The organism is Mesorhizobium sp. IMUNJ 23232 (genome assembly GCF_044326205.1).
Lineage (GTDB): Bacteria > Pseudomonadota > Alphaproteobacteria > Rhizobiales > Rhizobiaceae > Kumtagia.
Genome location: NZ_JBIRCY010000037.1, coordinates 12,987 through 38,994 on the forward strand (window position 1 = coordinate 12,987; position 26,008 = coordinate 38,994).

Annotated in this window: 34 protein-coding genes; 25 read left to right on the forward strand and 9 right to left on the reverse strand. The window is 63.9% G+C overall.

Going from position 1 to position 26,008, the window contains the following annotated elements:
- Positions 1 to 122: 122 nt before the first annotated feature.
- Both ACH196_RS23875 and ACH196_RS23880 read right to left on the reverse strand, forming a co-directional pair.
- A complete protein-coding gene (locus tag ACH196_RS23875) occupies positions 123 to 287 on the reverse strand; it encodes a DUF1328 domain-containing protein (RefSeq protein WP_349007609.1) in 165 nt (54 codons plus the stop codon).
- Between the two features lie 116 nt (positions 288 to 403).
- Positions 404 to 1,198: a response regulator gene (locus ACH196_RS23880; RefSeq protein ID WP_396649439.1), complete on the reverse strand. Its 795-nt coding sequence runs from the start codon at positions 1,196 to 1,198 to the stop codon at positions 404 to 406.
- A gap of 169 nt (positions 1,199 to 1,367) precedes the next feature.
- Here ACH196_RS23880 and ACH196_RS23885 point away from each other — a divergent pair, with 169 nt between their 5' ends.
- Both ACH196_RS23885 and ACH196_RS23890 read left to right on the forward strand, forming a co-directional pair.
- Positions 1,368 to 1,589, forward strand: a complete 222-nt coding sequence (locus ACH196_RS23885) for a NepR family anti-sigma factor (protein WP_396649501.1) — start codon at positions 1,368 to 1,370, stop codon at positions 1,587 to 1,589.
- Positions 1,590 to 1,593: 4 nt separating this feature from the next.
- Entirely contained in the window at positions 1,594 to 2,142 is a 549-nt protein-coding gene (locus tag ACH196_RS23890; protein ID WP_396649440.1) for an RNA polymerase sigma factor, read from the forward strand.
- A 23-nt stretch (positions 2,143 to 2,165) separates the two neighbouring features.
- On the opposite strand, the gene ACH196_RS23895 is transcribed toward ACH196_RS23890, so the two are convergent.
- Positions 2,166 to 2,543, reverse strand: coding sequence for a response regulator (locus ACH196_RS23895; protein WP_396649441.1), 378 nt, complete (start codon positions 2,541 to 2,543; stop codon positions 2,166 to 2,168).
- A gap of 119 nt (positions 2,544 to 2,662) precedes the next feature.
- Here ACH196_RS23895 and ACH196_RS23900 point away from each other — a divergent pair, with 119 nt between their 5' ends.
- Complete coding sequence (locus ACH196_RS23900; RefSeq protein ID WP_396649442.1) at positions 2,663 to 3,436, forward strand: Crp/Fnr family transcriptional regulator; 774 nt, start codon at positions 2,663 to 2,665, stop codon at positions 3,434 to 3,436.
- 17 nt (positions 3,437 to 3,453) lie between these two features.
- Here the strand turns inward: ACH196_RS23900 and ACH196_RS23905 are convergent, their stop codons facing one another.
- Positions 3,454 to 4,569, reverse strand: coding sequence for an AI-2E family transporter (locus tag ACH196_RS23905; RefSeq protein WP_396649443.1), 1,116 nt, complete (start codon positions 4,567 to 4,569; stop codon positions 3,454 to 3,456).
- A gap of 113 nt (positions 4,570 to 4,682) precedes the next feature.
- On the opposite strand from ACH196_RS23905, the gene ACH196_RS23910 reads away from it, so the two are divergent.
- Positions 4,683 to 5,018 carry a YqjD family protein gene (locus ACH196_RS23910; RefSeq protein ID WP_396649444.1) on the forward strand — a complete coding sequence of 112 codons (336 nt, stop codon included), beginning with the start codon at positions 4,683 to 4,685 and terminating at the stop codon, positions 5,016 to 5,018.
- Positions 5,019 to 5,037: 19 nt separating this feature from the next.
- Positions 5,038 to 5,481 (forward strand): hypothetical protein, encoded by a 444-nt coding sequence (locus tag ACH196_RS23915; RefSeq protein WP_396649445.1) that lies wholly within the window; start codon positions 5,038 to 5,040, stop codon positions 5,479 to 5,481.
- Positions 5,482 to 5,491: 10 nt separating this feature from the next.
- On the opposite strand, the gene ACH196_RS23920 is transcribed toward ACH196_RS23915, so the two are convergent.
- Positions 5,492 to 7,039 (reverse strand): sensor histidine kinase, encoded by a 1,548-nt coding sequence (locus tag ACH196_RS23920; RefSeq protein WP_396649446.1) that lies wholly within the window; start codon positions 7,037 to 7,039, stop codon positions 5,492 to 5,494.
- Between the two features lie 125 nt (positions 7,040 to 7,164).
- On the opposite strand from ACH196_RS23920, the gene ACH196_RS23925 reads away from it, so the two are divergent.
- Positions 7,165 to 7,368 (forward strand): hypothetical protein, encoded by a 204-nt coding sequence (locus tag ACH196_RS23925; RefSeq protein ID WP_396649447.1) that lies wholly within the window; start codon positions 7,165 to 7,167, stop codon positions 7,366 to 7,368.
- 10 nt (positions 7,369 to 7,378) lie between these two features.
- Here the strand turns inward: ACH196_RS23925 and ACH196_RS23930 are convergent, their stop codons facing one another.
- Positions 7,379 to 8,299 (reverse strand): diacylglycerol/lipid kinase family protein, encoded by a 921-nt coding sequence (locus ACH196_RS23930; RefSeq protein ID WP_396649448.1) that lies wholly within the window; start codon positions 8,297 to 8,299, stop codon positions 7,379 to 7,381.
- 253 nt (positions 8,300 to 8,552) lie between these two features.
- On the opposite strand from ACH196_RS23930, the gene ACH196_RS23935 reads away from it, so the two are divergent.
- The 8 genes from ACH196_RS23935 (at position 8,553) to msuE (ending at position 15,258) form a co-directional block, all read left to right on the forward strand.
- Positions 8,553 to 9,563 (forward strand): PRC-barrel domain-containing protein, encoded by a 1,011-nt coding sequence (locus ACH196_RS23935; RefSeq protein WP_396649449.1) that lies wholly within the window; start codon positions 8,553 to 8,555, stop codon positions 9,561 to 9,563.
- Between the two features lie 239 nt (positions 9,564 to 9,802).
- Positions 9,803 to 10,735 carry a VOC family protein gene (locus ACH196_RS23940; RefSeq protein WP_396649502.1) on the forward strand — a complete coding sequence of 311 codons (933 nt, stop codon included), beginning with the start codon at positions 9,803 to 9,805 and terminating at the stop codon, positions 10,733 to 10,735.
- A gap of 10 nt (positions 10,736 to 10,745) precedes the next feature.
- Positions 10,746 to 11,378, forward strand: a complete 633-nt coding sequence (locus tag ACH196_RS23945) for an alpha/beta hydrolase (protein ID WP_396649450.1) — start codon at positions 10,746 to 10,748, stop codon at positions 11,376 to 11,378.
- Complete coding sequence (locus ACH196_RS23950) at positions 11,371 to 11,667, forward strand: GNAT family N-acetyltransferase (protein WP_396649451.1); 297 nt, start codon at positions 11,371 to 11,373, stop codon at positions 11,665 to 11,667. Before ACH196_RS23945 ends, ACH196_RS23950 begins: the two co-directional genes overlap by 8 nt.
- Positions 11,668 to 11,718: 51 nt before the next feature.
- Positions 11,719 to 12,729: a proline racemase family protein gene (locus ACH196_RS23955; protein WP_396649503.1), complete on the forward strand. Its 1,011-nt coding sequence runs from the start codon at positions 11,719 to 11,721 to the stop codon at positions 12,727 to 12,729.
- Positions 12,730 to 13,040: 311 nt separating this feature from the next.
- Positions 13,041 to 13,487, forward strand: a complete 447-nt coding sequence (locus ACH196_RS23960) for an OsmC family protein (RefSeq protein WP_396649452.1) — start codon at positions 13,041 to 13,043, stop codon at positions 13,485 to 13,487.
- Positions 13,488 to 13,509: 22 nt separating this feature from the next.
- Positions 13,510 to 14,529 carry an NADP-dependent oxidoreductase gene (locus ACH196_RS23965; RefSeq protein ID WP_396649453.1) on the forward strand — a complete coding sequence of 340 codons (1,020 nt, stop codon included), beginning with the start codon at positions 13,510 to 13,512 and terminating at the stop codon, positions 14,527 to 14,529.
- 165 nt (positions 14,530 to 14,694) lie between these two features.
- Positions 14,695 to 15,258, forward strand: a complete 564-nt coding sequence (msuE, locus tag ACH196_RS23970; protein WP_396649454.1) for an FMN reductase — start codon at positions 14,695 to 14,697, stop codon at positions 15,256 to 15,258.
- Between the two features lie 19 nt (positions 15,259 to 15,277).
- Here msuE and ACH196_RS23975 read toward each other — a convergent pair whose 3' ends face one another.
- From ACH196_RS23975 to ACH196_RS23985, 3 genes are all read right to left on the reverse strand, one after another.
- The gene (locus tag ACH196_RS23975; protein WP_396649455.1) at positions 15,278 to 16,402 is read right to left on the reverse strand and encodes a P1 family peptidase; all 1,125 of its coding nucleotides are present in this window, start codon (positions 16,400 to 16,402) and stop codon (positions 15,278 to 15,280) included.
- A gap of 151 nt (positions 16,403 to 16,553) precedes the next feature.
- The gene (locus ACH196_RS23980) at positions 16,554 to 17,573 is read right to left on the reverse strand and encodes a Tim44 domain-containing protein (RefSeq protein WP_396649456.1); all 1,020 of its coding nucleotides are present in this window, start codon (positions 17,571 to 17,573) and stop codon (positions 16,554 to 16,556) included.
- Positions 17,574 to 17,701: 128 nt separating this feature from the next.
- Positions 17,702 to 18,025: a zf-TFIIB domain-containing protein gene (locus tag ACH196_RS23985; RefSeq protein ID WP_396649457.1), complete on the reverse strand. Its 324-nt coding sequence runs from the start codon at positions 18,023 to 18,025 to the stop codon at positions 17,702 to 17,704.
- Positions 18,026 to 18,398: 373 nt separating this feature from the next.
- Between ACH196_RS23985 and ACH196_RS23990 the strand changes: the two genes are divergently transcribed.
- From ACH196_RS23990 to kdpF, 11 genes are all read left to right on the forward strand, one after another.
- On the forward strand, positions 18,399 to 18,566 hold the full coding sequence (locus ACH196_RS23990; protein WP_396649458.1) for a hypothetical protein: 168 nt from the start codon (positions 18,399 to 18,401) through the stop codon (positions 18,564 to 18,566).
- 76 nt (positions 18,567 to 18,642) lie between these two features.
- Positions 18,643 to 18,849, forward strand: a complete 207-nt coding sequence (locus ACH196_RS23995) for a hypothetical protein (protein ID WP_396649459.1) — start codon at positions 18,643 to 18,645, stop codon at positions 18,847 to 18,849.
- Between the two features lie 7 nt (positions 18,850 to 18,856).
- Positions 18,857 to 19,282: a hypothetical protein gene (locus ACH196_RS24000; RefSeq protein WP_396649460.1), complete on the forward strand. Its 426-nt coding sequence runs from the start codon at positions 18,857 to 18,859 to the stop codon at positions 19,280 to 19,282.
- Complete coding sequence (gene dapA, locus ACH196_RS24005; RefSeq protein ID WP_396649461.1) at positions 19,279 to 20,229, forward strand: 4-hydroxy-tetrahydrodipicolinate synthase; 951 nt, start codon at positions 19,279 to 19,281, stop codon at positions 20,227 to 20,229. Before ACH196_RS24000 ends, dapA begins: the two co-directional genes overlap by 4 nt.
- Positions 20,230 to 20,529: 300 nt before the next feature.
- Positions 20,530 to 20,667, forward strand: a complete 138-nt coding sequence (locus tag ACH196_RS24010; protein WP_396649462.1) for a hypothetical protein — start codon at positions 20,530 to 20,532, stop codon at positions 20,665 to 20,667.
- A 32-nt stretch (positions 20,668 to 20,699) separates the two neighbouring features.
- Complete coding sequence (locus ACH196_RS24015; protein ID WP_396649463.1) at positions 20,700 to 20,966, forward strand: hypothetical protein; 267 nt, start codon at positions 20,700 to 20,702, stop codon at positions 20,964 to 20,966.
- 232 nt (positions 20,967 to 21,198) lie between these two features.
- Positions 21,199 to 21,585: an ester cyclase gene (locus tag ACH196_RS24020; protein ID WP_396649464.1), complete on the forward strand. Its 387-nt coding sequence runs from the start codon at positions 21,199 to 21,201 to the stop codon at positions 21,583 to 21,585.
- 98 nt (positions 21,586 to 21,683) lie between these two features.
- On the forward strand, positions 21,684 to 22,193 hold the full coding sequence (locus ACH196_RS24025; RefSeq protein ID WP_396649465.1) for a hypothetical protein: 510 nt from the start codon (positions 21,684 to 21,686) through the stop codon (positions 22,191 to 22,193).
- A gap of 102 nt (positions 22,194 to 22,295) precedes the next feature.
- Positions 22,296 to 22,682, forward strand: a complete 387-nt coding sequence (locus ACH196_RS24030) for a hypothetical protein (RefSeq protein ID WP_396649466.1) — start codon at positions 22,296 to 22,298, stop codon at positions 22,680 to 22,682.
- Between the two features lie 103 nt (positions 22,683 to 22,785).
- The gene (gene secD / locus ACH196_RS24035) at positions 22,786 to 25,317 is read left to right on the forward strand and encodes a protein translocase subunit SecD (protein WP_396649467.1); all 2,532 of its coding nucleotides are present in this window, start codon (positions 22,786 to 22,788) and stop codon (positions 25,315 to 25,317) included.
- A 586-nt stretch (positions 25,318 to 25,903) separates the two neighbouring features.
- A complete protein-coding gene (gene kdpF, locus ACH196_RS24040; RefSeq protein ID WP_396649468.1) occupies positions 25,904 to 25,993 on the forward strand; it encodes a K(+)-transporting ATPase subunit F in 90 nt (29 codons plus the stop codon).
- Positions 25,994 to 26,008 lie beyond the last annotated feature (15 nt).

Below are 26,008 nucleotides of genomic sequence, written 5' to 3' on the forward strand. Positions count from 1 at the left end.
CACTTCAGCTTTTACAAAAAGTTCCGCCGGACCCCACCGCTTTTGGCGAGCGTGATCCGGCGGCGGCTGGAAACCGTTTGAGGGGTGCGGCTTCCAGCTTTCGGGGTTCCGCCGCGGCCCGGTTACGCGCGCCGCACGAGGCCGGCGATCAGCGATATGACGAGGAACGCCAGGAAGATGAAGAACAGAATCTGCGCGATTCCCGCCGAGGTTCCCGCTATGCCGCCAAAACCAAGTGCACCCGCGATGATTGCGACGACAAGAAATACAAGTGCCCAGTACAGCATGGCTCTATCTCCTGAATTGCTGAATGAAAACGCGAGCCTGGCGGGATGGTTCCCAAGGGTGGTTTCCAAAAAGAAACGGCCGCCTTGTGGCGGCCGTCATGCGGGCCCGGAATGCCTCAGGCCGCCGCCTTGGCCTGACGATCGAAGAAAAGCGCCTGACTGATCAAGGCCTTGACCATTTCTGGGTTGAACGGCTTGGTCACCAAGAAGGCGGGCTCCGGCCGTTCGCCGGTGAGCAGCCGTTCCGGGAAAGCGGTGATGAAGATCACCGGCAGCGAGGTCGAGGTCAGGATCTCGTTGACGGCGTCTATGCCTGACGAACCATCGGCAAGCTGGATATCGGCGAGGATCATCCTCGGATGGGTCTTGCCGAACAGCGCGGTTGCTTCGGCGTGGGTGCGCGCCGTTCCGACGACGCGGTGGCCCAGGCTCTCCACCATCTGCTCGATGTCCATGGCGATCAGCGGCTCGTCCTCGATGATCATGATGTCGGTCGCCACCTGGCGCGAGATCTCGGCGCTCGCTTGGGAAAGCAGCTTGTTGAATTCCTGCGTATCCACGTCGAGAATCTCGGCCGCTTCCTCGTCGCTGAAACCTTCGACCGAAACCAAGAGGAAGGCCTGGCGCGGGCGAGGCGAGAGCGCCGCGAGGTTGGCGGCGGCCTGGCGTTCCCATCCCGTCCGGGCATGATCCTCGGGCACGCGGATGGCGATGGAGGTGAACAGCTTCGCGTAGGTCTTGTAGAGCGCGATGCGGGCGTTGGAGGCTTGCGGGAAAAGATCGACATCGGCGACGATCGCCTCGAGCATGGCGGCCACGAGCGCGTCGCCACTCTGCTGCGAACCGGAAACGGCGCGGGAGAAACGACGCAGATAGGGCAGGTGCGGCGCTATGCTTGCTGACAAACTCATATGGGATTCCCTCTTGGGTGTGCTTGACGAATTGGCATGGTCAATCCGCGCCTACAACGGGTCCGGGCTGAAAAAGTTCCTTCGCCGGGAACCTAGTCGATCATATCGCGTTTGGGACCGGATGTGGGCGGGATTACGCGCGGTCCGGGCCGTGGCTGATCCGAACAAAATGAGAACAGGCAACATTGTGATATCGACAAAAGACAATTTCGCTTCCGCCGGATCGGCGACGCGAGCGAAGAACGCTACCGATCCTCTCGGCGTGAGTTCCGAGATCGGCCGCAAGCTCAAACAATATTATGACGAACTGGTGTCCGACGACGTGCCGGACCGTTTCGCGCAACTGCTCAGTCAGCTCGAGGCGTCCGAAATGGCGCGGAAGGAGGACTGAGCCGATGGCTGTGACGCCTGAGTTCAAGAAGGATCTTCTGGCCACCATACCGAGCCTCAGGGCTTTCGCGGTATCGCTGACGCAGAATTCCGACAAGGCGGACGATCTGGTGCAGGAGACGCTGGTCAAGGCGTGGGACAAGCACGCCAGCTTCCAGATGGGCACCAATCTCAAGGCGTGGCTTTTCACGATCCTGCGCAACGAGTTCTACTCGCAGATGCGCAAGCGCGGACGCGAGGTGCAGGATTCCGAAGGCATCATGACCGAGCGCCTCGCGGTGCATCCCAGCCAGCACGGCAAGCTCGATCTTGCCGATTTCCGCCACGCGCTGGAGCAGTTGCCCGAGGACCAGCGCGAGGCGATCATCCTGATCGGTGCGTCCGGCTTTTCCTATGAGGAGGCGGCTGAAATCTGCAATTGCGCGGTCGGCACGATCAAGAGCCGGGTCAGCCGCGCCAGGACGAGGCTCCAGGATATCTTGAAGATTTCGGGCGAGGCCGACTTCGGCCCGGACGCGATCTCCTCGCAGGTCATGGGTTCGAACGCCGCCTGACGGACCTGCGCGAGGCGCTTGTCCTAGACCTGCGTTTGCAGGCGGGCCTGGGCGAGGGCCGAGAGAATGTCGTCGCCGGAGTAGGGCTTGCCGACGATTTTGATACCGGGAAACGATGCCGAGATCTCCTTGAGATCGGTATAGCCGGAGGCAAAGACGAAAGGTGTGCCGCGTTCCCGAAGCGTCGCCGCGAAGGGCAGTGTCGAGACGCTGCCCAGCAGCAGATCGAGGATGGCCGCATCGAAATCCAAGGAGGATGTTGCCGCCTCTGCGTCGGCTATGCTGCGGGCGATCACGACATCGGCGGCGCCTTCGTCACGGCAGATCTGCTCGACATCCATGGCGATCAGGAATTCGTCTTCGAGCACCAGTATACGCAGTCCATCAAGCAAGCCGGCCAATCGTCATCTCCTGTGAAGGCGGCGATTCATGGCGGTAATTAAGAGGTATGTCATTTAAAAAAGACATCGGCGAGCTTTGGGCATACCACATGAGGCGCAAGGCTTTGCGAGGAGTGTAAATGGGGGCTCAATTGCAGGCGAAGGACCTGAAGGCGGCGGCCGGCACGAACATTCCGTGCGAAAAATGCCCGTTGCGGCCGATGAAGACATTCCGCGATTTCACCAAGGAGGAACTGGCCTTCGTCAGCCGCTTCAAGCGCGGCGAACTGGCCGTCGACAAGGGCGCGACGGTGCTCATGGAAGGCCACCACAGCGCCCATCTCTATACCGTGCTGTCCGGCTGGGCATTCCGCTACAAGCTGCTCTCCGACGGCCGCCGGCAGATCCTGAACTACATGATGCCCGGCGATCTCCTCGGGCTGCAGGGCAGCCTGCTGGGGGAGATGCAGCATTCGGTCGAAGCGCTGTCGCCAATGCTGCTGTGCGTGTTCGAACGGGACCAACTCACGGAACTCTACCGCAATCATCCCGGTCTCGCTTTCGACATCACCTGGATCGCGTCGCGCGAGGAGCAGATACTGGACGAGAATCTTTTAAGCCTCGGCCGGAGAAGCGCGATCGAGCGGGCGGCCTATCTGGTCGCCTTCATCGGCAGCCGGGCCCATACCGTCGGCCTCAACGGGATGCAGCCGCAGCAGATTCCCCTGACGCAGCAGCATCTCGCCGACACGCTCGGCCTTTCGCTGGTTCATACCAACAAGACGATCCGCAAGCTGTCCGACCGCAAGCTGCTGGCGTGGCGCGATGGCGGCTGCGAGATCAGGGACATGGAAGGCTTGAAGAAGCTGGCGCGCTGGGAAGGCTTGAACGACACATCACGCCCGCTGGTCTGAATTCGGCGCCGTCGGTTTCAGCGGAAGTCGCCATCCCACCAGGCGGTGCCCGGGATGATGTTGCGGGCGAGCGCGAAGACGACAAGCAGCGCCGGGACCGCGATGAAACCGCCGAGCGGTCCCCACAGCCAGATCCAGAAGACCAGCGAGAGCAGGACGACGAACGGGTTCAGCGTCATGCGCTTGCCGATCACCATGGGCGTCACGAACTGCGCCTCGATCATGTTGATGGTCAGATAGATGGTGACCGGCAGGAGGCTGCCGCCCAGCGTGTCGAACTCGGCCAAGCCGATGACGAACAGCACGACAACCATGACCGCCGGACCGATGAAGACGATGAAATTGGTAAGAATGGCGAGTGCGCCCCACATCGCCGCGGACGGCACTCCGACGATCCACAGGCCGATGCCGACGGCGATGCCTTCCAGGATGTTGATGATCGAGATCGAGATCAGATATTCGGAGACGAGGCCCTCGACATCGCGGAAGACGTGGGCGACGCGCCAGCGCAGGCGGCGGTTGAAACAGAGCCTGAGGATGGCGATGCGCGTCTGATGGCGCGTCGCCACGAAAAAATACAGGCTGGCGAAGAAGATTAGCACCTGTCCGAGCACGGCGGGAGCCAGCGTCGCCATGCTTTCCACGCCGACGCCCTGATCCACCGAGACCGCTATTCCCTCGCTGCCGGTGATCTCGCGCAACTGGTCGCGTATTCCCCGCAGCGACTCCAGCGGTCCCTTCAGCTCGGCGAGTTGCACCTTGAGGTTCGCCCAGATCTGCGGGAGCCGCTCCACCCAGAACGACAGCGGCGCGGCGACCGCGACGGCGAAAAGGCACAGGCCGATGAGGAAGATGAGCACGACGATGGTCGCCGAAATACCTGGCGGCATGCCTCGCGATTCCAAGCGCGAGGCGATAGGGCCAAGCATCAGGCCGATCACGATGCCGAGCGAGATCGGCATCAGGATGTATTCGGCGGTGGCCAGCGCGAAGACAAGAACCACGACGCCCATCAGAATGACCGCCGCCTGGGAACCGCGCGCCAGAAGAAGCTCGGCATTGGATTTCGGCGGCAGGCGAACGATCGGTGCTTTTTTCGCGGACCGCGCAGTGGCGGCATTCCGGTCTGACATTCGGGCCTGTTCCTCTCGCCATCCAGAACACAATTTCGTAGCTTTCGTTCCGGCCAGCCGGAACCACGTTTCCCTGGGAACGTTTGGCTCCGTTCAAGCAAAGGAGTGACGCAATGGCAGCCGCGACAGGAAAGACCGCGAAGTCCGACATGGAGACGCCCGTTCCCCCAGATCTCGAAGCGGATATCCGCCAGTTGCGGGAGGACATCGCGAAGCTGACCGAGCAGTTGGCCAAGACCGGGCAGCATTCCTACGGAACGGCGCGGCGCGCCGCCGCCGAGGGCGTCGAGCAGTTGAAGGCGCAGGGCGAGGCGGCCATCGAGGGCCTGAAAACCAACGCCCACGACATCGAGGAACAACTGACGACGGCCGTGCGCGAGAAGCCGATCACGGCGCTGGCGATAGCTGCCGGCGTCGGCTATTTCCTCGCGCTCCTGTCGCGCCGCTAGCCGGCGCGCGAGAGAGGGGATGCTCGCTTCACTGATTGCCGGTCTGGCGACCGGGGAGACTTTGGCGGCGCTGCGCCGGGTTAGACGCGCAGCCATCGCTTATCTGTTAGCCGGCCTGCTCGCCTTCTTCGGCGTCGTCTACCTGCTGGTGGCAGGCACGATCTGGGCGGCGCGGCGCTATGGGGCGATCGAGGCGACGCTCGGCCTCGGGGCGGCGTTCCTGCTGCTGGCGATCGTCATCGTCATCGTTCACAAGATCACGTCGAGGGTTCGCGCCAAGGCTGCGGTGCGGCAGCGCAACCGGGATTTCGCCAAGGCGGCCGTCGCGGCCGGTATCGCCGTCGCTCCCGCCTTGCTGAGCGGCCGCGCCGGCAAGGCCGCACTGCTGGCGCCGGCGATTGCGGCCATTGCCTACGCAATCTATCGCGAGAACAGCAAGCCGCCTCCGCCTTCCGAGGAGTGACCCTCGGAACTCAGGCTGCGTTCGATTCCAGCGGCAGGGAGATTTCTGCGACGACGCCTTGGGAGCCGAATTCGTGCCGCACCTCGCTCGACATGATCTTGTCGAGCCCGCGCCGGATCAGGATCATGCCGAAACCCTCCCGGTCGGGCCGGCTGACGGAGGGCCCGCCCACTTCGCGCCAGGCGAGCTTCAGGCGCCGCGACGGATCGCGGCCCTCAATCTTCCACGAAAGGTCGACGGTGCCCTTGGGCACGGACAGCGCGCCGTATTTCACCGCGTTGCTGGCGAGTTCGTGGGTGACCATGCCGAGGCCGAGCGCCTGATCGGGCGAGAGATACGCATCGGCTCCGTCTAGCCGCACGCGCGGGCTGGTCTCGTCGTCGAACGGCGTGATCTCCAGCCGCAGCAGGTCACGCAGGGCGATGCCGCGCCATTCGCGATCGGAAAGCAGACCGTGCGCGACGCCGAGTGCCTGCAGCCGCGAGCTGAACGCTTCCAGGAACTCGCGCGGGTTGCTGGCGTGGCGCACCGTCTGCGAGGCTAGCGCCTGGACCGTCGCCAACGTATTCTTCACCCGGTGATTGAGCTCGCGCAGCAGGAGGCGCTGGCGTTCCTCGCCGGTCTTGCGCTCGGTGATGTCATAGTTCACGCCGAAGACCAGTAGCGGCCTGCCATCCGGACCTCGCTCGATCACCCGGCCGCGTGCTGCCAGCCAGCGCGTTGGCTCGATATGCCGAACCCGATATTCGCCAAAATAATCGTCAGAGGTCTCCAGAGCCCGGCGGAACTTCAAGTCAGCCGCCCGCACGTCGCGCTTGTCGATTGCGCGGAAAAACTTTCTGGCCTTCAAGGGGTTGGTGGCCGGCAGACCGAACAGGCCCAGCAGGCTGGTGTCGCATTCGACGCGGTCCGTCCGCACGTCCCAGATCCAGCTCGACAGCGATGCGGCTTCCAACGCGACCGCCCGCCGCTTCTCCTCGCGGTCTAGCGCCATCTGCGCCATCGCGCCGCTGCGTGTGCCTTCCTTCAGTGCGAAGAGGCTGGAGGCAAGGCCGGCGAGCAGCTTCAACTGCTCGATCGGCTGCGCGTCCGGTTCGGCGCGCGGGACGCGATCCAGCACGCACAAGGTGCCGATACGCTCGCCATCGACGACAAGCGGCGCGCCGGCATAAAAACGTACATTATGCGGTCCGGTAACCAGGGCATTCCCGGCAAAGCGCGGGTCCGCCGTTGCGTCGGTGACGGTCATGACGTCGTTGCCGGAGGCTATGGCATGCGCGCAGAAGGAGAGGCCCACAGGCGTCTCGCGGTCGTCCACACCCGTTCGGGAGGGGAAAAATTGCCGCTCGCTGTCGACGAGGCTGAGCAAGGCGACCGGCGCGCCGAAGGTTGCCGCGGCCAATGTCGTCAGCCTGCCGAAATCCGGGTCGTCCAGCAGGTCGGCATAGGGTAGCCTCTCCAGCACCGCCCGCCGCGCGGGCGAGCTTACAGCCTGCCAGACATTGTCCGGCAAACCTGGATTCTGGTCGTCCCTGTCCTGCACCGTCCCGAAGCTCACAATCCCATCATACCGAAGAAAACCTTACCCAACTGCAACGCCGTCAAGTGGAGGGGAACCTTGCATCCCACCGGACATTGACGAGAGGAAACCTGCCAAGGCCGCAAGGCATCAGGAGATTTGTCATGAAAAAGACCATATCCACCGACAAGGCGCGGCAAGCCAGCTGGGGGCGCCCCGTTCTTGTCGTCCTGATCGTCGGGCTGCTGCTGGTCGTGATGGTGTGGGCCGGCCTGGAGATTTGGGGCGAGCGGATCGATGCGCCGGCCGCCGACAATCCGGGCGGCGTGACCGCGCCGGTCAACGGCACCAGTTCGGGCGGCGGCTGACCGCGTCGGTTCAGGCAGCCTTGGCATTTTTCTCAGCACTCGGAACAAGGACTTTCAGAGCCTTCTTGTGGATGCGGATGCAGGTCGTGTCCTTCAGCGGGAACAGTTCGCCATCGATCACGCAGCGGAAACGCCGGTTCTTCGACAGCAGCTTGACTTCGGCCTCCTCGGCCTCGTGGATTTCCACCTGATCGTTGTCGCGCCACTTTCCACGCGCCATGTTGGCGGCCATGCGGATCAACTCGCCGCGCTCCCGCGCAACCGTGACGTAGATGCCGAGCACGCCGCCGTCGGGCGCGTCGGCGTAGGGCAGGTGACCTTCCCCGAACAGGTTGTTGCTGATGCCGATCCCCGAAGTTTTCGTGACGATCTCCGTGCCGCCGATGGTGAGCTGGACGCGCATAGAGGGCGGGTTCATCACGGTCCTATAGGCCGCCTTCACCGAGGCGCCGATCTTGCCCAGCCGCGAAGCGAATTCCATCTTCTCGCGCAGCACCACCATCTTGGCATGCAGGCCTATCGAGAATTGATGGACAAAAGGCCGGCCATCGGCGCTGGCTAGATCGACGGCCTTTATGTCGCCGGCGGCAAAAGCCTGCAGGGCCGCATCGAGCTGTTGCGGAATGCCCAGCCCGCGCGCGAACAGGTTCATGGTTCCGGCCGGCAGCACCGCAAGCGCCTTGTCTGAATCCATCAGCGCCGCGGCCGCGGCCGAGACGGTGCCGTCTCCTCCGCCTGCAAGGATTACGTCGCCGTTCCTTTTCCTGGCCGCGCGCTTCAACTCTGTGACGATATCCTTGCCGTGGACGATGTTGATTTCGACGCTGTGGCCGGAGCTGGTCAGGATGGAGTCGAGACGCTGGGAAAACGCGTCGAGGTCGGTTGTGCGCAGGGTGCCGCCGTCGCGATTGAGTACGGCGATGAAGCGCATGATCCCTCGATTCCCCTTCGGCGGCGCAATGAAACGCGGCTTTCCGAAACGGCTGCAGGCGGGAAAAGTTCCAATCCTGCAAGGTCTTGGCGGCAAATCATTTTTGGCCGCCTGAAGCGTTTCGGATTCGGGAAAATCGGGAACCGAAAAAGTGTCACGACGTTGTGACCATGTGACGGCACGCCCGGCTTCACCTGCGACAGTTCCGCCGAGCGTGTCAGTGCATGGAATTCACGCACAAGGAGAGATTATCATGGTCCGCAAACTTTTGGCTACCACCGCTTTGGTCACCCTTCTGACGGGCGCCGTCTATGCCCAGGAGGCAACCACGCCGGCTGCTCCGGCAACCGAAGCCCCCGCCGCGCCAGTCGTGAAGGCCGATGGCTTCCTCGCCACCAACCTGATCGGCGAGACGGTCTACAACGGCACCGGTGACGACGCCGAGAACATCGGCAGCGTCAACGACGTCGTCATCGGCTCGAACGGTGCAGTCGAATCCGTCGTCATCGGCGTCGGCGGTTTCCTCGGCCTCGGCGAAAAGAATGTCGCGATGAACTATGGCGACATCAAATGGGCCGAGAAGAACGGCGACCGCTGGATCGTGGTCAATGCCACGAAGGACCAGCTCCAGGCTCAGGCGGAATTCGACCGTCGTCCTTATGACCCGACGCCGGCCGCGGCTACCGATACGACGGCCATGGCTCCGGCCCCGGCAACGACGACCGAACCGACGCCGGCAGATACCGCCGCTGCTCCGACGCCGCCGGCTGACGACACTACCGCCGCCGCGCCGGCAGCCCCTGCCGACGACACAACGGCCCAGGCTCCGGCCGATGCAACGGCCACGCCTCCCGCCGATGAAACCGCGCAGGCTCCGGCCGACACGACGGCCACCGACCAGACCAAGACCGGCGCCATCGACAAGTCAACGCTCACCGAGATGCCGGCCGGCGACATCCGTGCGGAAGAACTGGTGGGCACCACTGTCTACGGCGCCAACGACGCCAATCTCGGCGAGATCGGTGACGTCGTGCTGACGCAGGACGGCAAGGTCGACGCTGTCATCATCGATGTCGGCGGGTTCCTCGGCGTCGGCGAGAAGGAGGTCGCGGTCGGCATGGACAAGCTGGCCTTCATGACCGACAAGGACGGCAATAAGTATCTCTACACGACCTTCACCAAGGAACAGCTCGACGCTGCCGCGGCCTATGACAAGAGCACATGGGCCGAGAAGCGCGACGAACAGCGCATCATGATGCAGTAGTTCCGCTTTCTTTCGACATCGGAGCCCGCGCCGGAAACGGCGCGGGTTTCTTTTTGCCGCAAGCCGGGCGGATACGATCAGTTGCGAGTGACTTCCAGTTCTTGAACGATTTTCTCTTGTCGTCTTCAAAATGTGAACAATCCATTCTGTGTTCAGCGCCTTTCCGTCAATCCGGTTTTGCCCAACATAGGGGTCATCCAAGCGGCATCGACCGCAGTTTGAAAAGAAAGGTCAAGACGATGATCGACCAGATCAAGGGCTTGCACCACGTCACCTCCATGGCGCGGGATGCACGCGAGAACAACCAGTTCTTCACCCACAAGCTCGGTCTGCGCCGGGTCAAGAAGACCGTCAATTTCGACGCGCCGGATGTCTATCACCTCTATTACGGCGACGAAAACGGCACGCCCGGTTCGGTGATGACCTATTTTCCGTTCCCCAACATCGGCAAGGGTCGGCCCGGTGCGGGCGAGGTCGGAACGACCGTGTTCGCGGTTCCGGAAGGCACGCTCGGCTATTGGCAGAAGCGGCTCGTCGACCAGGGCGTGACCGGCCTTTCCCGCGAGACCAGCTTTGGCCAGGACCGGCTGCATTTCGACGGGCCGGACAGCGACAGCTTTGCGCTGGTCGAGGTTGCTGGCGACAGCCGTGCGCCATGGACCGACGGCGGTGTGCCGGCTGACGAGGCGATCCGCGGGTTCCATTCGGCTTCGCTTAGGGTGCGCGACGGCGGCGCCACCGAGGACCTGCTGAAATACATCGGCTACGAGGTGGTCGACACTTCCGGCAATGTCCGGCGCATGGCGATCAAGGATGGCAACGGCGCCGACACGATCGACATCGAGATGGTTCCGGGAGCCAACTTCGCCGATCTCGGCGCGGGTTCGGTCCATCACATTGCCTTCGCGGTCGAGAACCGGGCGAAACAGCTCGAAGTCCGAAAAGCGCTCATCGACACCGGTTACCACGTCACGCCGGTCATCGACCGCGATTATTTCTGGGCGATCTACTTCCGCACGCCGGGCGGCGTGCTGTTCGAGGTCGCCACCAACGAGCCGGGTTTCGACCGCGACGAGGACACGGCGCATCTCGGCGAGGCGCTGAAGCTGCCGACCCAGCATGCGCATCTGAGGTCGTATCTCGAAAAGCACCTGCAGCCGCTCGACGCGTAAGGAGGGTTCGATGACGACCAACGCGTACACCCACAACCGCCTGCCCGGGAAACCGGGCGGGCCCCTGCTTTTCACCTTCCACGGCACCGGCGGCGACGAGACCCAACTCGTCTCGCTCGGTCGCGACCTGCTGCCTTCCGCGACGATCGTCTCGCCGCGCGGCGACGTGTCGGAATTCGGCGCGGCGCGTTTCTTCCGCCGCACCGACGAAGGCGTCTACGACATGGACGACCTGGCGCGCGCCACGGTGAAGATGACCGGCTTCGTGGCTGCCCATGTCGAGGCCGAAAAGCCTTCGGCCGTGGTGGGCATCGGCTATTCGAATGGCGCGAACATCCTGGCCTCGGTGCTGTTCGCGCGGCCAAAACTGTTCGATGCGACGGTGCTGATGCATCCACTCATCCCGTTCGAACCCGAGGTCGACGGCAGCCTCTCCGGCCGCCGCATCCTGATCACCGCCGGCCGCCGCGACCCGATCTGCCCGCCCGACCTGACGAACCGCCTCGCATCCTATTTGCGCGCCGGGGGCGGGGATGTAACACTGGAGTGGCATGAAGGCGGGCACGAAATGCGCCCAGGCGAGATCGAGGCGGCGAAGCGATTTCTCGCCGGCATAAGGACAGGGGAGGCGACCGATGCCTGACACCAAGCCGGAGATCGAACTCGACGATCTCGGATCGAAGGGCCGGTACGTCTTCAGGGACGCCGGTGCCATGGCCGAGATGACCTTTTCCAAGGCCGGGGAGCACATGATCATCATCGACCATACCGAAGTGCCCGACGCCTTTCGCGGGCAGGGCGTCGGCTTGCGGCTGGTGACGCGGGCGGTGGAAGATGCGCGGGCCGCCGGCAAGAAGATCATCCCGCTCTGCCCCTTCGCCAACGCGCAGTTCCGGCGTCATCCGGAATGGGCGGATGTGCTGAAGTCGTAGGCGGCCGGGTTCTCAAGGGAGGGGCAAGAGGTGCCAAAGTCGGGATCGGGTGTGACGATTGATACGGTCGAAATGCACACCGGCGGCGAGCCGGTGCGCATCGTCACCGGCGGCTATCCACCCATACCCGGCGCGACGATCTTGGAGAAACGCCGCTTCATCCGCGAAAATCTCGACCATTTGCGAAAACTGCTGATCTTCGAGCCGCGCGGCCATTACGACATGTATGGCGTCATCCCGGTCGAGCCCGACCTGCCGGGCGCCGACATGGCCGTGCTGTTCATCCACAATGAGGGCTATTCGACCATGTGCGGCCATGCGGTGGTCGCGCTCGGCCGCTATGCGGTCGACCACCGCATCGTCGCGCCGCAAACGCCGTTCACCGAAGTCGCGATCCAATGCCCCTGCGGGCTGGTGCGGGCGCTGGTCGAGGTGGCGGACAGGGGAGGGGAATTCGTGACGGGCGCGGTCTCGTTCGAAAGCGTGCCGTCCTTTGCCTTCGCGCTCGACCGGGTGGTTGACGTGCCGGGGCTTGGGCAAGTGAAGCTCGACATCGGTTACGGCGGCGCCTTCTACGCGATCCTGCCCGCCGGCTCGGTCGGGCTCGACGTGCGCACCTCGCCTGTCGCCGCGCTCGTCGAAGCGGCCGACCGCATCACCAAGGCGACGGCCGCCGCGATACCGCTCGATCACCCCGACGATCCCGATCTCGCTTTCCTCTACGGGACGATCCTGACCGACGGCCGCGACGGTTTTTCCGAAGAACCCACCCGCAACATCTGCGTCTTCGCCGAGCGCGAGGTCGATCGCAGCCCGACCGGCAGCGGTGTTTCCGCGAGGATCGCCGTGCAGGTCGCCAAGGGCCAGATTGGCGTCGACCAGTCCCGGTCGTTCGAAAGCGTCACCGGTGCCGTGTTTTCCGGCAAGGCGGTTCGCGGCGAAAGATGCGGACGCTTCGATGCGGTGCGCGTCGAGGTCGGCGGGCGCGCTCACTATACGGGTCGCTCGCATTTCACGATCGAGGACGGCGACGAACTTGGCCGGGGTTTTCTGCTGCGGTGAGCGGTTGGGGCCTCGCTGTCGGGGGAGGAGACTGTAGTGACCCGCCGTGACTGTCGCTCCTGCCCCTCATCGCCCTGCCTGCTATAGCCGGTCATCTATCTGCCCCCTCCACCACGCGCAGCGTGGTGGAGGGGGTGCGAGAGGCTCCATAAATGCGGCTGCTTGCTCTCCCCGGTGGAACAGAATTCCCCTTCCGCCAAGTCTGCCGCAAAATCCGGCGATGGCGATAGCCGGTCCATAGGCTAGACTGATGACAAGCAGACGAGGCCGACACCCGCCGCGCCCGCATCTCGAAACAGGAACGATCCATCATGTCCGCCGAAGCCAAACACCCCGTCCGCCCGACCGGCGCCACCGCCGTGTTGCGTCCGCGGCAAAGTCCCGTCGTGACTTCCGCCACGGGCGGCGAGTTCACGTTGTCGTCGCATGTCAGTGCGCCGGGATTCAGCCCGGTCGACATGCTCTACGGCGCGCTGGCCGGATGCCTGGTGATCAGTGCCCGGGCCGCCGCGGCAAAGCTCGGCGTGCTGGACAAGCTCGGCGACGTCAGCGCCCGCGTCACCGGGCGCAAGGCGGTGGAAGGGCCGTCGCGCGTCGAGGCTTTTCATGTCGAGATGGAGATCGGTGGCGACATCGATGTGGCTGTGAAGAAAGAAATCGCCGAGGCCGCCGAGGGCGAGATCTGCACCGTCAGCAATACGTTGCGCGGACATCCGTCGATCGAGGCGCTGCTTGTCGACAACACCGTCCCGGTTTGAGTTGCGAGATGAGGAGAAACCCATGACCGCCGAAAGCAACCTGCGCATCCTGCTCGCGGCGCGGCCCGATGGCAGGCCGAAACCCACGGACTTTCGTTTCGAGCGAGCCGCAGTACCGGAGCCGGCCGAGGGGCAGGTGCTGCTGAAAATCCTCTACCTCTCGTTGGACCCCTACATGCGCGGGCGCATGAACGCGGCAAAGTCCTACGCCAAGCCGGTCGAGATCGGCCAGGTCATGGAAGGCGGGACGGTTGCGCGCGTCGAGAAATCGCAACACCCAGACTTCGCCGAGGGCGACATCGTGCTTTCCCATTCCGGCTGGCAGAGCTTCGCGCTGTCGGACGGCGCCGGCCTGCGCAAGCTTGATTCGCAAGCAGCGCCCGTCTCGACGGCGCTGGGCGTGCTTGGCATGCCCGGCTTCACCGCCTATGCCGGCCTTTTGACCATCGGCCGCCCGAAACCCGGCGAGACGGTGGTGGTCGCGGCGGCCAGCGGCGCGGTCGGGTCGGCGGTCGGCCAGATCGCCCGCATCAAGGGCGCACGCGCTGTGGGCATCGCCGGCGGGCCGGATAAATGCCGCTTCGTGCGCGACGAACTCGGTTTCGACGCCGTGGTCGATCATCGCGCGCCGGACTTTCCCGCTCAGCTCAGGCATGCCTGCCCCGACGGCATCGATGTCTATTTCGAGAATGTCGGCGGTACCGTCTGGGACGCGGTGTTCCCACTGCTCAACGATTTTGCCCGGGTACCGGTTTGCGGCCTGATCGCCCAGTACAACAAGATCGAGCACGCCGGCGCCGACCGGTTGCCCGTCGTCATGCGCGAAGTGCTCAGCCGCAGCCTGACGATCCGCGGCTTCATCCAGCGTGAATTCGCCGACCAGCGGCCAGCCTTTTACCAGGAAATGGCCGGTTGGATCGCGTCCGGTCGGGTTCGCTACCGCGAGGACATCGTCGACGGACTGGAGAACGCGCCGGAAGCCTTCATCGGCCTGCTGGAGGGCAAGAATTTCGGCAAGCTCGTCATCCGCGTCGCGGCTTAGGGACACCGGCCGTGGGGCAGGGGCTTTTCGTGAGAACCGCCCGCGCACGGAAAAAATATCTCCGCTTTCGCGGCTCCAAGCGCTTTCATTCCTTCCGCGCGGAGGCAATGTCTATATCTTTTGTAGACATTCAACTTGCATACGGCGAGCCGGCGAGGTCCATCAATGACAAATCCAACCGTTGTCGGTTTCTCCGGAAATTTCACCCGGCCGTCCAAGACGCGCGGGTTTGTCGACCACATCGTACGGGACATCGCGCGACGGCATGGGCTCGCCGCGACTACCTACGACATCGTCGACCTAGGCCCGAGTTTTGGTAACGCGAAATGGGCGCGCGAGCTTGACGCGGATGCACAGCGTGTCCTCGACAGCATCGTCGACGCCGACGTGCTCGTCGTCGGCTCGCCCACCTACAAGGGCAGCTATACCGGCCTGTTCAAGCATTTCTTCGACCTCGTCGATCCGAGGGCGCTGAAGGGCAAGCCGGTCGTGCTGACCGCGACCGGCGGCGGGGAGCGGCACGCGCTGATCGTCGAACACCAGCTCAGGCCGCTGTTCGGCTTCTTCGAGGCGTTCGCGCTGCCGACTGCGGTCTATGCTTCCGACAAGGATTTTGCCGACGGCGTGCTGATTTCCGACGCGATCCATTCGCGAGCGGCACAGGCGGTCGACGATGTCGGTGCCGCCTTGGCGGGGCGTACGCGGACGCGCATCGCCGCTGCCGAATAACGGCGTCGTCGCGGCGGCGCTACTGAGCGGGCGAAAAAGCCTTGACCAGAAAATCCTTCGGCAGCGCGGGGACAAAATTGCCGTCGCGGCCGGTCATGTCCTGATTGGCGACCATGCTGTTCAAGATCGCCTCCTCCGTCGCCTGCACCACCGCGTCGAAGAACCGGTCGATGTCGGTGTCCGGAATGTAGTCTGCCTGCGCCAACTGGCCGGAAAGCCCCGTGGCGGCTTGCGGATTGGCGGTCGAGAAGGCGAGAAAGATGTCGCCGGAACTGTTGTAGCCCAGCCCGCCGGTCATCGCGACGCCGAGCGGCACGCGCCGCGCCAGCCGCTTCAACTGGTGCGGCAGGAGAGGGGCGTCGGTGGCGACGATGGCGATGATCGAGCCCTTTTCGGCGCGGGGCGTGCCCTCGACGACTTTTGGCTCCACGAGTTCGACGCCGGCCCGCCTGCCCCGGATGGTAAGATTGTGGCGACGGCCGAAGTTCGACTGCACGAACACGCCGAGCGTGAATTTTTTATCCTGCCAGCCGACCAGCCGCGAGGCGGTGCCGGAGCCGGCCTTGAAGCCGAAGGTGATCATGCCGGTGCCGCCGCCGACGCTGCCTTCCTCGACCGTTCCGGAAGCCGCGGTGTCGAGTGCTTCGGCCACATGCTCGAACGTCACATGGTGGCCGTTGATATCGTTGAGGAAACCGTCATAGGTCTCCGCCGCCACCGGCAGCCCCCATGCCGTCTCGATCGCCTCGGGCAGCGCGCGCGACAGCCAGCGCAGCGTGCCGTCGCGCGTCACGCCGCAGGAATGTGTGTTGGTGATGGTGATCGGAAAATTGAAGGCGCCGACTTCCTCGATCAGGTGCGATCCCGTCAGTTCGCCATTGCCGTTGGCGCTGAAGATGCCGGCGAAGACAGGCGTGGCGAGATCCGGCACAGGGCGCGGCAGGATGGCGGTGACGCCGGTGCGCACCGGCCCTGCGCCGATTTTCAGCGGTCCGTCGCCGGAGACCAGCGTGACGTAGCCCACCGAGACGCCGGGCACGTCGGTGATGGCGTTCCAGGGGCCGGGCTCGCCATCGAAGGGAATTGAGAATGCTCGGGCGCGAGGTTTTCCGGCAGGCGTCTTGAGATGGTTTTCGGCTGTCATTTCCGTTCCCCGCAGATTCGCGCGATGTCGTGGGGGATTTCTAGGCGGGAGTCCGGCCTTGCGCCATGCCTTCGAAACAAGACAATCGCCAAATACCCTTCCACCGCGCGTAGCGTGGTGGAAGGGGCGCGCGAGCGGCGACGGTCCGGTCTTAAGCCGCGACTTCCTGGATCGCCGACAATTGCCAGTCCGTGCCGCGCCGGCGGGTGAAGGTCCAGAGCTCCGTCGTTTCGCTCGGTTCGTCCGGATCGCCCTCGACGACTGCGCCGCTCGACCGGTCGCGCATCACGTCGATCGACTCGTAGCGGAGCGCCGCCGTCGCATAGTCACGGTCGCCCTCGCGCCAGGCTTCGGCGACGTCGGCCTGCACGAGATGGACATCGCTCACGTCGTTGCGCACCCCGTTCTTGGCGTTGTCGGCCAATTCCTCCGAGAGGTAGGAAACCATTTCCGGCGTGACCAGCCGGCGCAGCGCCGCATGGTCCTCGCGCCCGAACGCCTCCTGCACTTCGGTCAGCCGCTGCTGGAAGGTGTCGAGGTCATCCTGCGTCAGTTCGATCTCTTCCTCATCCACGGCTGCGGAACCCCCGCCCGCGCCACCGCCGATGCGCGGGATCTGGAACGAGCCGGCGCCTTCGGTCTGGCGGGCGGCATTGTTGTCACGCCCGAAGCCGTTCGCCTCATTGCCGCGGCCGAAGCCGCCGGCCGGCCCGCCGGCCATTGCCGGCTTGTGTCCCGCGGATTGCGAGCGGAAGAAACGCAGCGCCAGGAAGATCAGCCCGCCGATCAGCAACGCCTGGACAAGAAGGCCGAACATGCCGGCCAGCCCGCCAAAACCCTGGCCGAGCAGCAGGCCGATCAGGCCGCCGATCAACAGACCGCGCATCAGCGAGCCGCCGAGCCCGTTCATGAAGCCGCCCGGCCGCTGCGTGCCGGCCTGCGGCTGGCGCGCAGCTTGGTTGGTTCCGGTGTTGGGCGTCATCGAGCGCTCGACCGGCGCGGTCGGTTGCGGCGCGGTGCGGGTCGGCGGCGCCGACTGGAAGGTGCGCGTGCCGCGGCTGCCGAAACTGCCGCCCCGCCGCGCCTCGGCATAGTCGACGCTGAACAGCGAGAACGCCATGAACAGCGCGGCAATCAGGGCAAATCCCCGGCCGGCCTTCGAAGTCAACATTTCACTTCCTCCAAAATCATTCTTTTTGCCAGGCGCCGCGATATGCGCCGCCGTGATGACATTGTGCCGACGGCTATGTCCGAAGCCCTTCGATGGCGTTCGGGGCTGCCGCTTGAAGATCGCACGGATCAGTCGAACAGTTCCTCGAAAAACGATTTTTTCCGCTTGCGGTAGTGCCCCTGCGAGCGCCCGTCGTCATAATCGCGCTCGCGATGGTCGCGATCGTCGCGCCCGCGATAGGCTTGAGGCGCGGCCTGCTGGGGCACCGGCTGCGGCGGGGCGACCGCCGCAGCCTCCCTGCCGCTGCGCTCGATGATCTTGTCGAGTTCGCCACGGTCGAGCCACACGCCCCGGCATTGCGGGCAATAGTCGATCTCGATGCCTTGCCGTTCGCTCATTACGAGGGCGACACGGCAGGAGGGACAGACCAGACCTAGAATTTGCGACGTCATGCGGTTCTCCGTTGCTTCGGCACCCGCTTCGGTCGTCGCAAGGCGGGCCCAAAAATACGGTCCGACATCGCTGCCGCTAAACACGTCAGCCAGAGGGGCCCGGTCCGCGCATGTGATCTGGCGATGGTCCGGCCAAGTTTCAAGCCCCTTGCTGGCGGAATCACTACAATCGCTAACGCCGGCTCACGCGCCGCCATGCGCCTTTTATACGTTCTTTATGGGACGGCATGCGGCCCGGCCTCGAATTCCTATGGCGGGCGGCATTAATAAAACAGCCATCCGGCGTGCGTTTCCGGACCGTCCGCGTGTCGCCGATCGGCGATGCAAACGACCGCGCGAAAATCCGTTCACGCCTTCGACGAAGGTCAATCCCATGAGACAGGTCTTGAGCATCCCATCTTCCGCTGTCCGCCGCGGCCGGCGGGAACGTCTGGTTAAGGCGCTTGCGCTGGAGGCTGCGGTTCTTTGCGTCCTGCTCGCCGCAGCGGCGGCCCTTGCCGCGCTGCCGGTGCTGGCCGGCGTCTGGCGGCACCTGCAATAACCGGCGGCCCGACCGTGCATATCCAGCTCGACCAGGTTTCCGCGTCACGATCGGCAGGTTCGGCCTGAAACTCGGCGTGGCGCTGTTCATCGGCACGCTGGGCAAGTCCGGATACATAGTGACGACCTCCGCTTGGCTGGCGCTCTATGCGGTCTGCGCGGCCATCTTCGCCATGATCGCCGGCGAGCGGTTCCCGACCAAATCCTTCAACCATTGGGACGAGGCGCTGTGGTTCATCGCGCTTTCCGCGGGCCTGCGCATCGTTCACAAGGCGCTGTCCTGAAGCCGCCATGGCCGACTCCTTCGATACGGATCTGGCGGGCCTTGCCTGCCGCCTTGAGGGCGTTCGCGTGCTGCGCGAGCATCATCTGTGGGCGGCGGCCTCCGCCTTGCCGCTCGCCGTCGGGCGCGGATCATCCGGCCGGGCCAGCCGCCGCTTCGCCGAACTGATGGCCGCGGATGCCCTGCTCGAAGCCGTCCTTCTGCTCATCGACCTAGCCGAACCGAAGCGGTCGGTCCGCGGCATGAAATGCCGTCACGGCCTCTGGATCTGCGTCGTCGACCGCCAGCCGGGCAAAGCAGGCGACCGGTTCACGGCGGAGCATACCGATCTGGCGGCCGCCCTTCTCATGGCTTTTGTCCGGTCTTTTGCGCCCGCTGGACGGCGTCCGGCCGCCGTCCAGCACAATCATCAATTGGAGCCTCGAACATCATGAACCCCGAAGAATTGGCAAGCCGCCTGCATGGCGCGATGACCGCGCTGGTCACGCCCTTCACCAATGGCGGCGTCGATCATCCGGCGCTGCGGGCGCTGGTCGAATGGCAGGTCGAGCAGGGCATCGCTGCCCTGGTTCCCTGCGGCACGACCGGCGAAGCCCCGACGCTGTCCTGGGACGAACGGATCGCCATCATCAAGGACTGCGTCGGGCTCGTTGCCGGCCGCATCCCCGTCATTGTCGGCACCGGCACCAACAACACCCATTCGACCGCCGCCTTCACGGCGGCGGCAAAATGTTTTGGCGCGGATGCGGCGCTGATCGTCACGCCCTACTACAACCGGCCGACCCAGGAAGGCATTTTCCGGCATTTCCAGGCGGTGGCGCGGCAGGTCGATATCCCGATCATCGTCTACAACGTCCCGTCGCGCACGGGCGTCGACCTGACGCCGGCGACGCTGGAGCGGCTGGCCTCTATCCCTTCGATCATCGGCATCAAGGACGCGACCGGCGATCTGGCCCGTCCGATGGCGCTTTCCAATCTGGTCGGCGACCGATTCATCCAACTGTCCGGCCATGATGCCACGGCATTCGGCTTCAACACGATGGGCGGGCGCGGCACCATTTCGGTAGTCTCGAATGTCCTGCCGCGGCTGTGCGTCGACATGCACGACGCCTGCGCGCGCGGCGATATCCATGCGGCGCGGGCGATCCATCAACGGCTGCGGCCGCTGGTCGCCGCGCTGGAGCTCGAATCCAATCCGGTTCCCGTGAAATATGCGCTGCACCTTGCCGGCCGCGCCGGGCCGGATGTCCGCCTGCCGCTGGCGCCGGTCCTGCCTGAGACCGCCGATGCGATCGGCGCGGCGCTCCAGGCGTTTCCGGGAGCGTGGTCCGTGGAGACGAAGATCCCGGCGCGTTTCGGCGGCGCCAGCGTCGGCAGGTAAGACCATATATAGGTTTTATATAGTCTTAAGACGAACCTATACGACAATAACATGTCACTGTTTTCAACGCACAATCGAAAACATACGCCGGCCCATATACCTCCTTGGTGTGCATCGTTTCTGTTGAGTGGAATGCGAATTCGGCCTGGGCCTGCGAAAGCACTGGGCAAGGCGGCATCGGTTCCATCGCGACGGCGCTCGAAGCACGCAGTTTAAGGTAAGGAGCTACGACAATGTATTCCCGGCTAGGGCGTCTACCACCTCGCGCACCAGGCGCGGCATGCGCGGCGTGCGGCAACCATGCATCAGGCGGACCTGCGCGACAGGGACGTTGACCTCGCCGTCTATCCCAACGAGTTGGCAATGTTCCTCCGTCTCGGGATCGTCACCGCTGCCGCCATGGCTCTGGCCGCCCTCGTCATCTGGAGCGCCGCCTGAACGCGTCGGGAATATTGGAAAGGAAAACGATCATGATTAGTGCAGTTCAGAAATCCGAACCTCCTTCGCGAAACAGCCGCTTCCTCGTCGGCCGCGACGCGCAGGGCTGCTGGGTGGTCCGTGACCGCAAAGGCCTGGTCGGCGGCCTGTTCACCGACAGGGCCGCGGCCGTGCATTTCGCGATGGTCGAGAGCGACCGTGTTCCGGGCGCCGTCTCCTGCGCGCCGGATGACGCGATCGTCAGCCTCGGCCCGGTTTTCGACCACCCCTCGCGTCTGCGGCGTGCTTCGCGGCATTGATTCCCGCGTGCTTGCCCGGACATCGCGGCGGGTCCCCTTCTCCCCATCGATAGCTGGATATACCCTTCGTCTGAAGGCGATTGGCCGCAACGCCGGCGACATTTCCTTCCCGTCCTCTACGGGAAGGAAATGTCCCGGAGGGCCGGAGTGGGGTGCCTCATTGGTCAATTCCCGCTCCCGGTGTAAGACACTGTCTTTGCAGCCAGACCCCGGACACATCGGTGCAAGAGCCGTGACTAGAACCGACCTCGCCGACATCTATCGAGGTTACATCGCATGCCTGAACAGGCAGGACTGGCCGAACCTAGGAAAGTTCGTCGACGATGAAGCGATCCACAATGGCCGGCGGCTGGGCGTGTCAGGTTATCGCGCCATGCTGGAGAAGGATTTCGACGACATTCCCGACCTCCATTTCAATGTCCGGATGCTGATCTCCGATCCACCTTATGTGGCCAGCCGGATAGAGTTCGATTGCTCGCCCAAAGGCCAGTTCCTGGGCCTGCCCGTTAATGGGAAGAGGGTGTCCTTTGCCGAGAATGTGATCTACGAGTTTCGCGACGCAAAGATCGTCGAGGTATGGTCGATAGTGGACAAGGCGGCCATTGAGGCTCAGCTTTAGACCCTGTTTTCAGAGTTGTACGACGTCGCAATTTGCAGGTGAACGCGAGGGTTGAAGCGCAAGTTTGAGCGCTGGATTGGCGGACGACGGAGAGCCAAGTGGCGCTGCTGGCAGTGAAATATAACTACTTGTTTCCTGTAGCGGATGACGACGGCAATTCGTCGAGCGAGGAACTCGGCGATATCTCGGATTTGCTTCGAGCGGCGGAACCATATCTGTTTGGGAGCGGATTGATCCCGCCACTTAATATCGTCAACAACCTGCTCGCCACAGGGAGTTCCGACCATGGCATGGGCGGCGGTGCGGAGTGGGAGCCATTTGCCTTGTCTGACGAGGAGTTCGACGCGTTTGTGCGTTATCTGAACTCTCCAGCGGGACGCAGAAAATTCCACAACGAGAAACCTGTGGTGGTCGCACAGACCCCGGTCGAGGTCCAAACGGCGGAAGATTTTCAAGACTGGAAAATAGACGAAGCCCTGAAAGACCCCGCTCATCACCTAAACAGCCCCGAGCGCAATTGTAGTCTGAACGGCCGTTTGGTGACATTTCGGGAGTACTGGGAAGACAGCAAACGTGCAAAGAAAGAGCGCCGAGGCGAAGGGCTGTGAGCTATCGCCGACAATTTCAACCCCCTCCGCCCTTGCGGCGGCGGGCGATTGGTGATCAACACTCGTCGCAAGCCGCGACGGCCATGAAAGTCGGCAAACGGGATGAAACGGGCGAGTAGATACGGGGCGCAGGCGACAGGTTTCCTGTCGGCGGTGCTTCTGTATCTGGCGGCGGCCCTTGCCGGCGCTTATGGCCCGCTGACCACCGAGGCGTCGTCCGCGTCCAGGTCCGCCGCCGGCGGCATGGATGCCCGCGATCCGCAATCCGCGCAGGCCAACCACAAGCGCCCCTCCGTCTCCTTCGAGACGCGGGAACTCAACGCGGCCGCGACGCCGGACGGTGGCAATGCCAAGGCGACCCTGCCGCCGAACGGCCCGCTTCTCCCCGAATATTTCGCCGACGCGCGGACATTCTCGGCCGCGTTCCACGCGGAACGCTCGCCCGTCCCGCACGGATATAGCGCCCGCGCGCCTCCGACCCTGTCCTGATCCAACCTGAACGGCGCGTCGCCTGCTGGCGTCGCTCTCCCGAAACAGCTTTCGTCCGCGCGCAAACAAAGCGCCGGCGACTGCTCATCATGGTATCAGAACAATGCGAACATCCCGTTGGTTGGTGGTGACCTACGCCATCATCATTTTTGCCGGCATTCTTGTCGCGCTTCCCAATCTCTTCACACAACAGCAACTGGCGGCCCTGCCAAACTGGCTTCCCCACAAGCAGGTGACGCTCGGCCTCGACCTGCAGGGCGGATCGCACCTCGTGCTCGAGGTCGACGCCGACGCCGTCCGCAAGGACCGGCTGCGGGCCCTGCTCGACCAGGCGCGCGACGCGCTGCGCAAGGATCGCGTCCAGTCGCAGTCGGTGCGTCTGGTCGGCGATTCCGTCGTCGCCGTCGTGCCCGATGAAACGCAGCGCGCCAAGGCGCTGGACATCCTCAAGGGCCTGTCCCAGCCGGTTGGCGGGCTTGCCTTCGGCGCCGGTCGCGCCGATATCGACGTCGTCGCCACGGACAACCAGATAAAGCTGACGCCGACCGAGGCCGGCCTGAACGCCCGGCTCGACTCGGCCATCCAGCAGAGCCTGGAGATCGTGCGCCAGCGCGTCGACCAGGTCGGCGTCGCCGAACCGACGATCCAGCGTGTCGGCTCCGACCGCATGCTCGTCCAGCTTCCCGGCCTGCAGGATCCGACGCGGCTGCGCGAACTGCTCGGCAGCACGGCCAAGATGACCTTCCACATGGTCGCCAATGTCCAGCAAGGCGACCGCCTGCCGCCGGGCGTGTCGATGCTTCCCGATGCCAAGTCCGGCCAGACCTATGCCATCGAGGACCGGGTGGCGCTTGACGGCGAAAGGCTGACCGACGCGCGCGCCGGCTTCGACCAGCGTACGCAGGAGCCGATCGTCTCCTTCCGCTTCGACAGTCTTGGCGCCCGGCAGTTCGCCGAAATCACCAGCGCCAATGTTGGTCGCCCCTTCGCCATCGTGCTTGACGGCAAGGTGCTGTCCGCGCCGGTCATCCGCGAGCCGATCACCGGAGGCTCGGGCCAGATCAGCGGCAATTTTAAAGTCGAGGACACGGTGGTGCTGTCGGCGCTCCTGCGCGCCGGCGCGCTGCCGGCGCCGCTCACCGTCATCGAGGAACGCACCGTCGGCCCGGATCTCGGCGGCGACGTCATCAAGATGGGCATCTATACCGGCATCGCCGGCTTCGTCGCCGTCGTGCTGTTCATGGTCGCGCTCTACGGCGCCTGGGGCATGATCGCGAACTTCGCCCTGCTGCTGCACTTGATCCTGACCTTCAGCGCGCTGACGCTGATCGGTGGCACGCTGACCTTGCCCGGCATCGCCGGCATCATCCTCGGCATCGGCTTCGGCGTCGACGCCAACATCCTGATCAACGAGCGGATACGCGAGGAGACGCGGCGAGGGCTGGGGGCCTTCGCGGCGCTCGACAATGGCTTCAAGCGTGCCTATTCGACCATCGTCGACGCCAACGTCACCTCGCTGATCGCCACCAGCCTGCTGTTCATGTTCGGCTCCGGCCCGGTGCGCGGCTTTGCGCTGACCATGATGATCGGCACGGTGCTGTCGATGTTCACGGCAGTGGCGGTGGTGCGCGTGCTGATGACCGAGGTGGTGCGGCGGCGCAAGATGAAGACCATCCGCGTCGAGCCGCTGGTCCATTTCTTCCCGGAAAAGACCTCGTTCCACTTTATGAACGCGCGCTTCCTCGGCATTGCACTGTCGGCGCTGCTGTCGCTGGCCTCGATCGGCCTGTTCTTCAAGCCGGGCCTCAACTACGGCATCGACTTCAAGGGCGGTATCCAGGTGGAGATCGCGACCTCGCAGCCGACCGATCTGGCGACCCTCAGAAGCACGCTCTCCGGCCTGAACCTCGGCGAGATCGCGTTGCAGAATATCGGCGACAGCGAGCATGTGCTGATCCGCGTCCAGCGCCAGGATGGCGGCGAGCAGGCGCAGACGGCGGCGGTCACCGCCGTCAAGGACGCCGTCCAGAAACTCGACCCATCGGTCAAGTTCGAGCGCACCGAGGTCGTCGGACCGAAGGTCAGCGGCGAACTCGCGCAGTCGGGCGTGCTGGCCGTGGTCTTCGCGGCGGCGGCGATGCTGGTCTATATCTGGTGGCGGTTCGAGTGGAATTTTGCCATCGGCGCCATCGCCACGCTCATCCTCGACACCACCAAGACGATCGGCTTCTTTGCGCTGCTCGGGCTCGACTTCAACCTGACGGCGATCGCCGCGCTCTTGACCATCATCGGCTATTCGGTGAACGACAAGGTGGTGGTCTATGACCGGATGCGCGAGAACCTGCGCCTCTACAAGAAGATGCCGTTGCGCGAACTCATCGACATGAGCATCAATCAGGTGTTCGCACGCTGCATCTACACCTCGGTGGCGATCCTGCTGTCGATGCTGCCCATGGCGATCTGGGGCGGCAGCGCGGTCGAGAATTTCGCCATCCCCATGGTGTTCGGCGTCGTGGTCGCGACCACCTCGTCGATCTTCATCGCCGCGCCGATCCTGCTGCTGCTGGGCGACTGGTGGAAGCGCCGGCATGTGCAGGGCAACGAGCCGACTGGAGTAACGCCGGTCAAGGCGTGACGGTCGGTTAGACTTTTTGACATTCCGGAGCCGTTCCTTCTGGGACGGCTCCGGGTGGGTTCGTCGAGTTTTGGCGACGTCTCACTCCGTCTAGCACCCCGACGAATTGTTTCGGCATCCATTTGCATAGCAGATGAGCCAAACCGTCGACCCACACGCATTTTTAAGGTCCGCGTGAAGGCCGTTGCGCGACTTCAGCCCGGCTTTCCCAGCAAAACATTGAAAATAAATGATACTCCGGACTTCGCGCGAGATCGGGCCGCAAAAATCTTTATAGGATTTTTATATCTTTCCGGCCTCGTCCGTCTCGAACCTTAACGGCCTCCGGGCACATATCTCCCTTGTCAAATTCAACAAAGCCGTCACCGCGCCGACCGTGCGGCGATGGTGTTTTGGCGCCGGTGTACGTGCCGTTTTGAAATACAACCCGTCGAAAAGCTGAAACATCGAACGGACGAGCCGGCCTCAAATCGATACGGAGATATCAAAATGGACATCGCCCTGATTGTCATCGGTCTGGCCTTCTTCGGCATATGCTTTGCCTACATTACTGCCTGTGACCGTCTGTAGTCCAAGGATCACGAAAATGCTGTTCGAATATCTCATTGGCGGTGCGGTGACCTTGTTCCTGCTCGCCTACCTCACCTACGCCCTCCTCCACCCCGAACGGTTCTGACCGCCACGCCCGGAA

What these genes read in the sequence shown, in the direction of transcription:
- ACH196_RS23875 (WP_349007609.1), bottom strand. Translation starts at nt 287, where the DNA reads ATGCTGTACTGGGCACTTGTATTTCTTGTCGTCGCAATCATCGCGGGT.
- ACH196_RS23880 (WP_396649439.1), bottom strand. Translation starts at nt 1,198, where the DNA reads ATGAGTTTGTCAGCAAGCATAGCGCCGCACCTGCCCTATCTGCGTCGT.
- ACH196_RS23885 (WP_396649501.1), top strand. Translation starts at nt 1,368, where the DNA reads ATGAGAACAGGCAACATTGTGATATCGACAAAAGACAATTTCGCTTCC.
- ACH196_RS23890 (WP_396649440.1), top strand. Translation starts at nt 1,594, where the DNA reads ATGGCTGTGACGCCTGAGTTCAAGAAGGATCTTCTGGCCACCATACCG.
- ACH196_RS23900 (WP_396649442.1), top strand. Translation starts at nt 2,663, where the DNA reads ATGGGGGCTCAATTGCAGGCGAAGGACCTGAAGGCGGCGGCCGGCACG.
- ACH196_RS23905 (WP_396649443.1), bottom strand. Translation starts at nt 4,569, where the DNA reads ATGTCAGACCGGAATGCCGCCACTGCGCGGTCCGCGAAAAAAGCACCG.
- ACH196_RS23910 (WP_396649444.1), top strand. Translation starts at nt 4,683, where the DNA reads ATGGCAGCCGCGACAGGAAAGACCGCGAAGTCCGACATGGAGACGCCC.
- ACH196_RS23915 (WP_396649445.1), top strand. Translation starts at nt 5,038, where the DNA reads ATGCTCGCTTCACTGATTGCCGGTCTGGCGACCGGGGAGACTTTGGCG.
- ACH196_RS23925 (WP_396649447.1), top strand. Translation starts at nt 7,165, where the DNA reads ATGAAAAAGACCATATCCACCGACAAGGCGCGGCAAGCCAGCTGGGGG.
- ACH196_RS23930 (WP_396649448.1), bottom strand. Translation starts at nt 8,299, where the DNA reads ATGCGCTTCATCGCCGTACTCAATCGCGACGGCGGCACCCTGCGCACA.
- ACH196_RS23935 (WP_396649449.1), top strand. Translation starts at nt 8,553, where the DNA reads ATGGTCCGCAAACTTTTGGCTACCACCGCTTTGGTCACCCTTCTGACG.
- ACH196_RS23940 (WP_396649502.1), top strand. Translation starts at nt 9,803, where the DNA reads ATGATCGACCAGATCAAGGGCTTGCACCACGTCACCTCCATGGCGCGG.
- ACH196_RS23945 (WP_396649450.1), top strand. Translation starts at nt 10,746, where the DNA reads ATGACGACCAACGCGTACACCCACAACCGCCTGCCCGGGAAACCGGGC.
- ACH196_RS23950 (WP_396649451.1), top strand. Translation starts at nt 11,371, where the DNA reads ATGCCTGACACCAAGCCGGAGATCGAACTCGACGATCTCGGATCGAAG.
- ACH196_RS23960 (WP_396649452.1), top strand. Translation starts at nt 13,041, where the DNA reads ATGTCCGCCGAAGCCAAACACCCCGTCCGCCCGACCGGCGCCACCGCC.
- ACH196_RS23965 (WP_396649453.1), top strand. Translation starts at nt 13,510, where the DNA reads ATGACCGCCGAAAGCAACCTGCGCATCCTGCTCGCGGCGCGGCCCGAT.
- msuE (WP_396649454.1), top strand. Translation starts at nt 14,695, where the DNA reads ATGACAAATCCAACCGTTGTCGGTTTCTCCGGAAATTTCACCCGGCCG.
- ACH196_RS23975 (WP_396649455.1), bottom strand. Translation starts at nt 16,402, where the DNA reads ATGACAGCCGAAAACCATCTCAAGACGCCTGCCGGAAAACCTCGCGCC.
- ACH196_RS23980 (WP_396649456.1), bottom strand. Translation starts at nt 17,573, where the DNA reads ATGTTGACTTCGAAGGCCGGCCGGGGATTTGCCCTGATTGCCGCGCTG.
- ACH196_RS23985 (WP_396649457.1), bottom strand. Translation starts at nt 18,025, where the DNA reads ATGACGTCGCAAATTCTAGGTCTGGTCTGTCCCTCCTGCCGTGTCGCC.
- ACH196_RS23990 (WP_396649458.1), top strand. Translation starts at nt 18,399, where the DNA reads ATGAGACAGGTCTTGAGCATCCCATCTTCCGCTGTCCGCCGCGGCCGG.
- ACH196_RS24000 (WP_396649460.1), top strand. Translation starts at nt 18,857, where the DNA reads ATGGCCGACTCCTTCGATACGGATCTGGCGGGCCTTGCCTGCCGCCTT.
- dapA (WP_396649461.1), top strand. Translation starts at nt 19,279, where the DNA reads ATGAACCCCGAAGAATTGGCAAGCCGCCTGCATGGCGCGATGACCGCG.
- ACH196_RS24010 (WP_396649462.1), top strand. Translation starts at nt 20,530, where the DNA reads ATGCATCAGGCGGACCTGCGCGACAGGGACGTTGACCTCGCCGTCTAT.
- ACH196_RS24015 (WP_396649463.1), top strand. Translation starts at nt 20,700, where the DNA reads ATGATTAGTGCAGTTCAGAAATCCGAACCTCCTTCGCGAAACAGCCGC.
- ACH196_RS24030 (WP_396649466.1), top strand. Translation starts at nt 22,296, where the DNA reads ATGAAACGGGCGAGTAGATACGGGGCGCAGGCGACAGGTTTCCTGTCG.
- secD (WP_396649467.1), top strand. Translation starts at nt 22,786, where the DNA reads ATGCGAACATCCCGTTGGTTGGTGGTGACCTACGCCATCATCATTTTT.
- kdpF (WP_396649468.1), top strand. Translation starts at nt 25,904, where the DNA reads ATGCTGTTCGAATATCTCATTGGCGGTGCGGTGACCTTGTTCCTGCTC.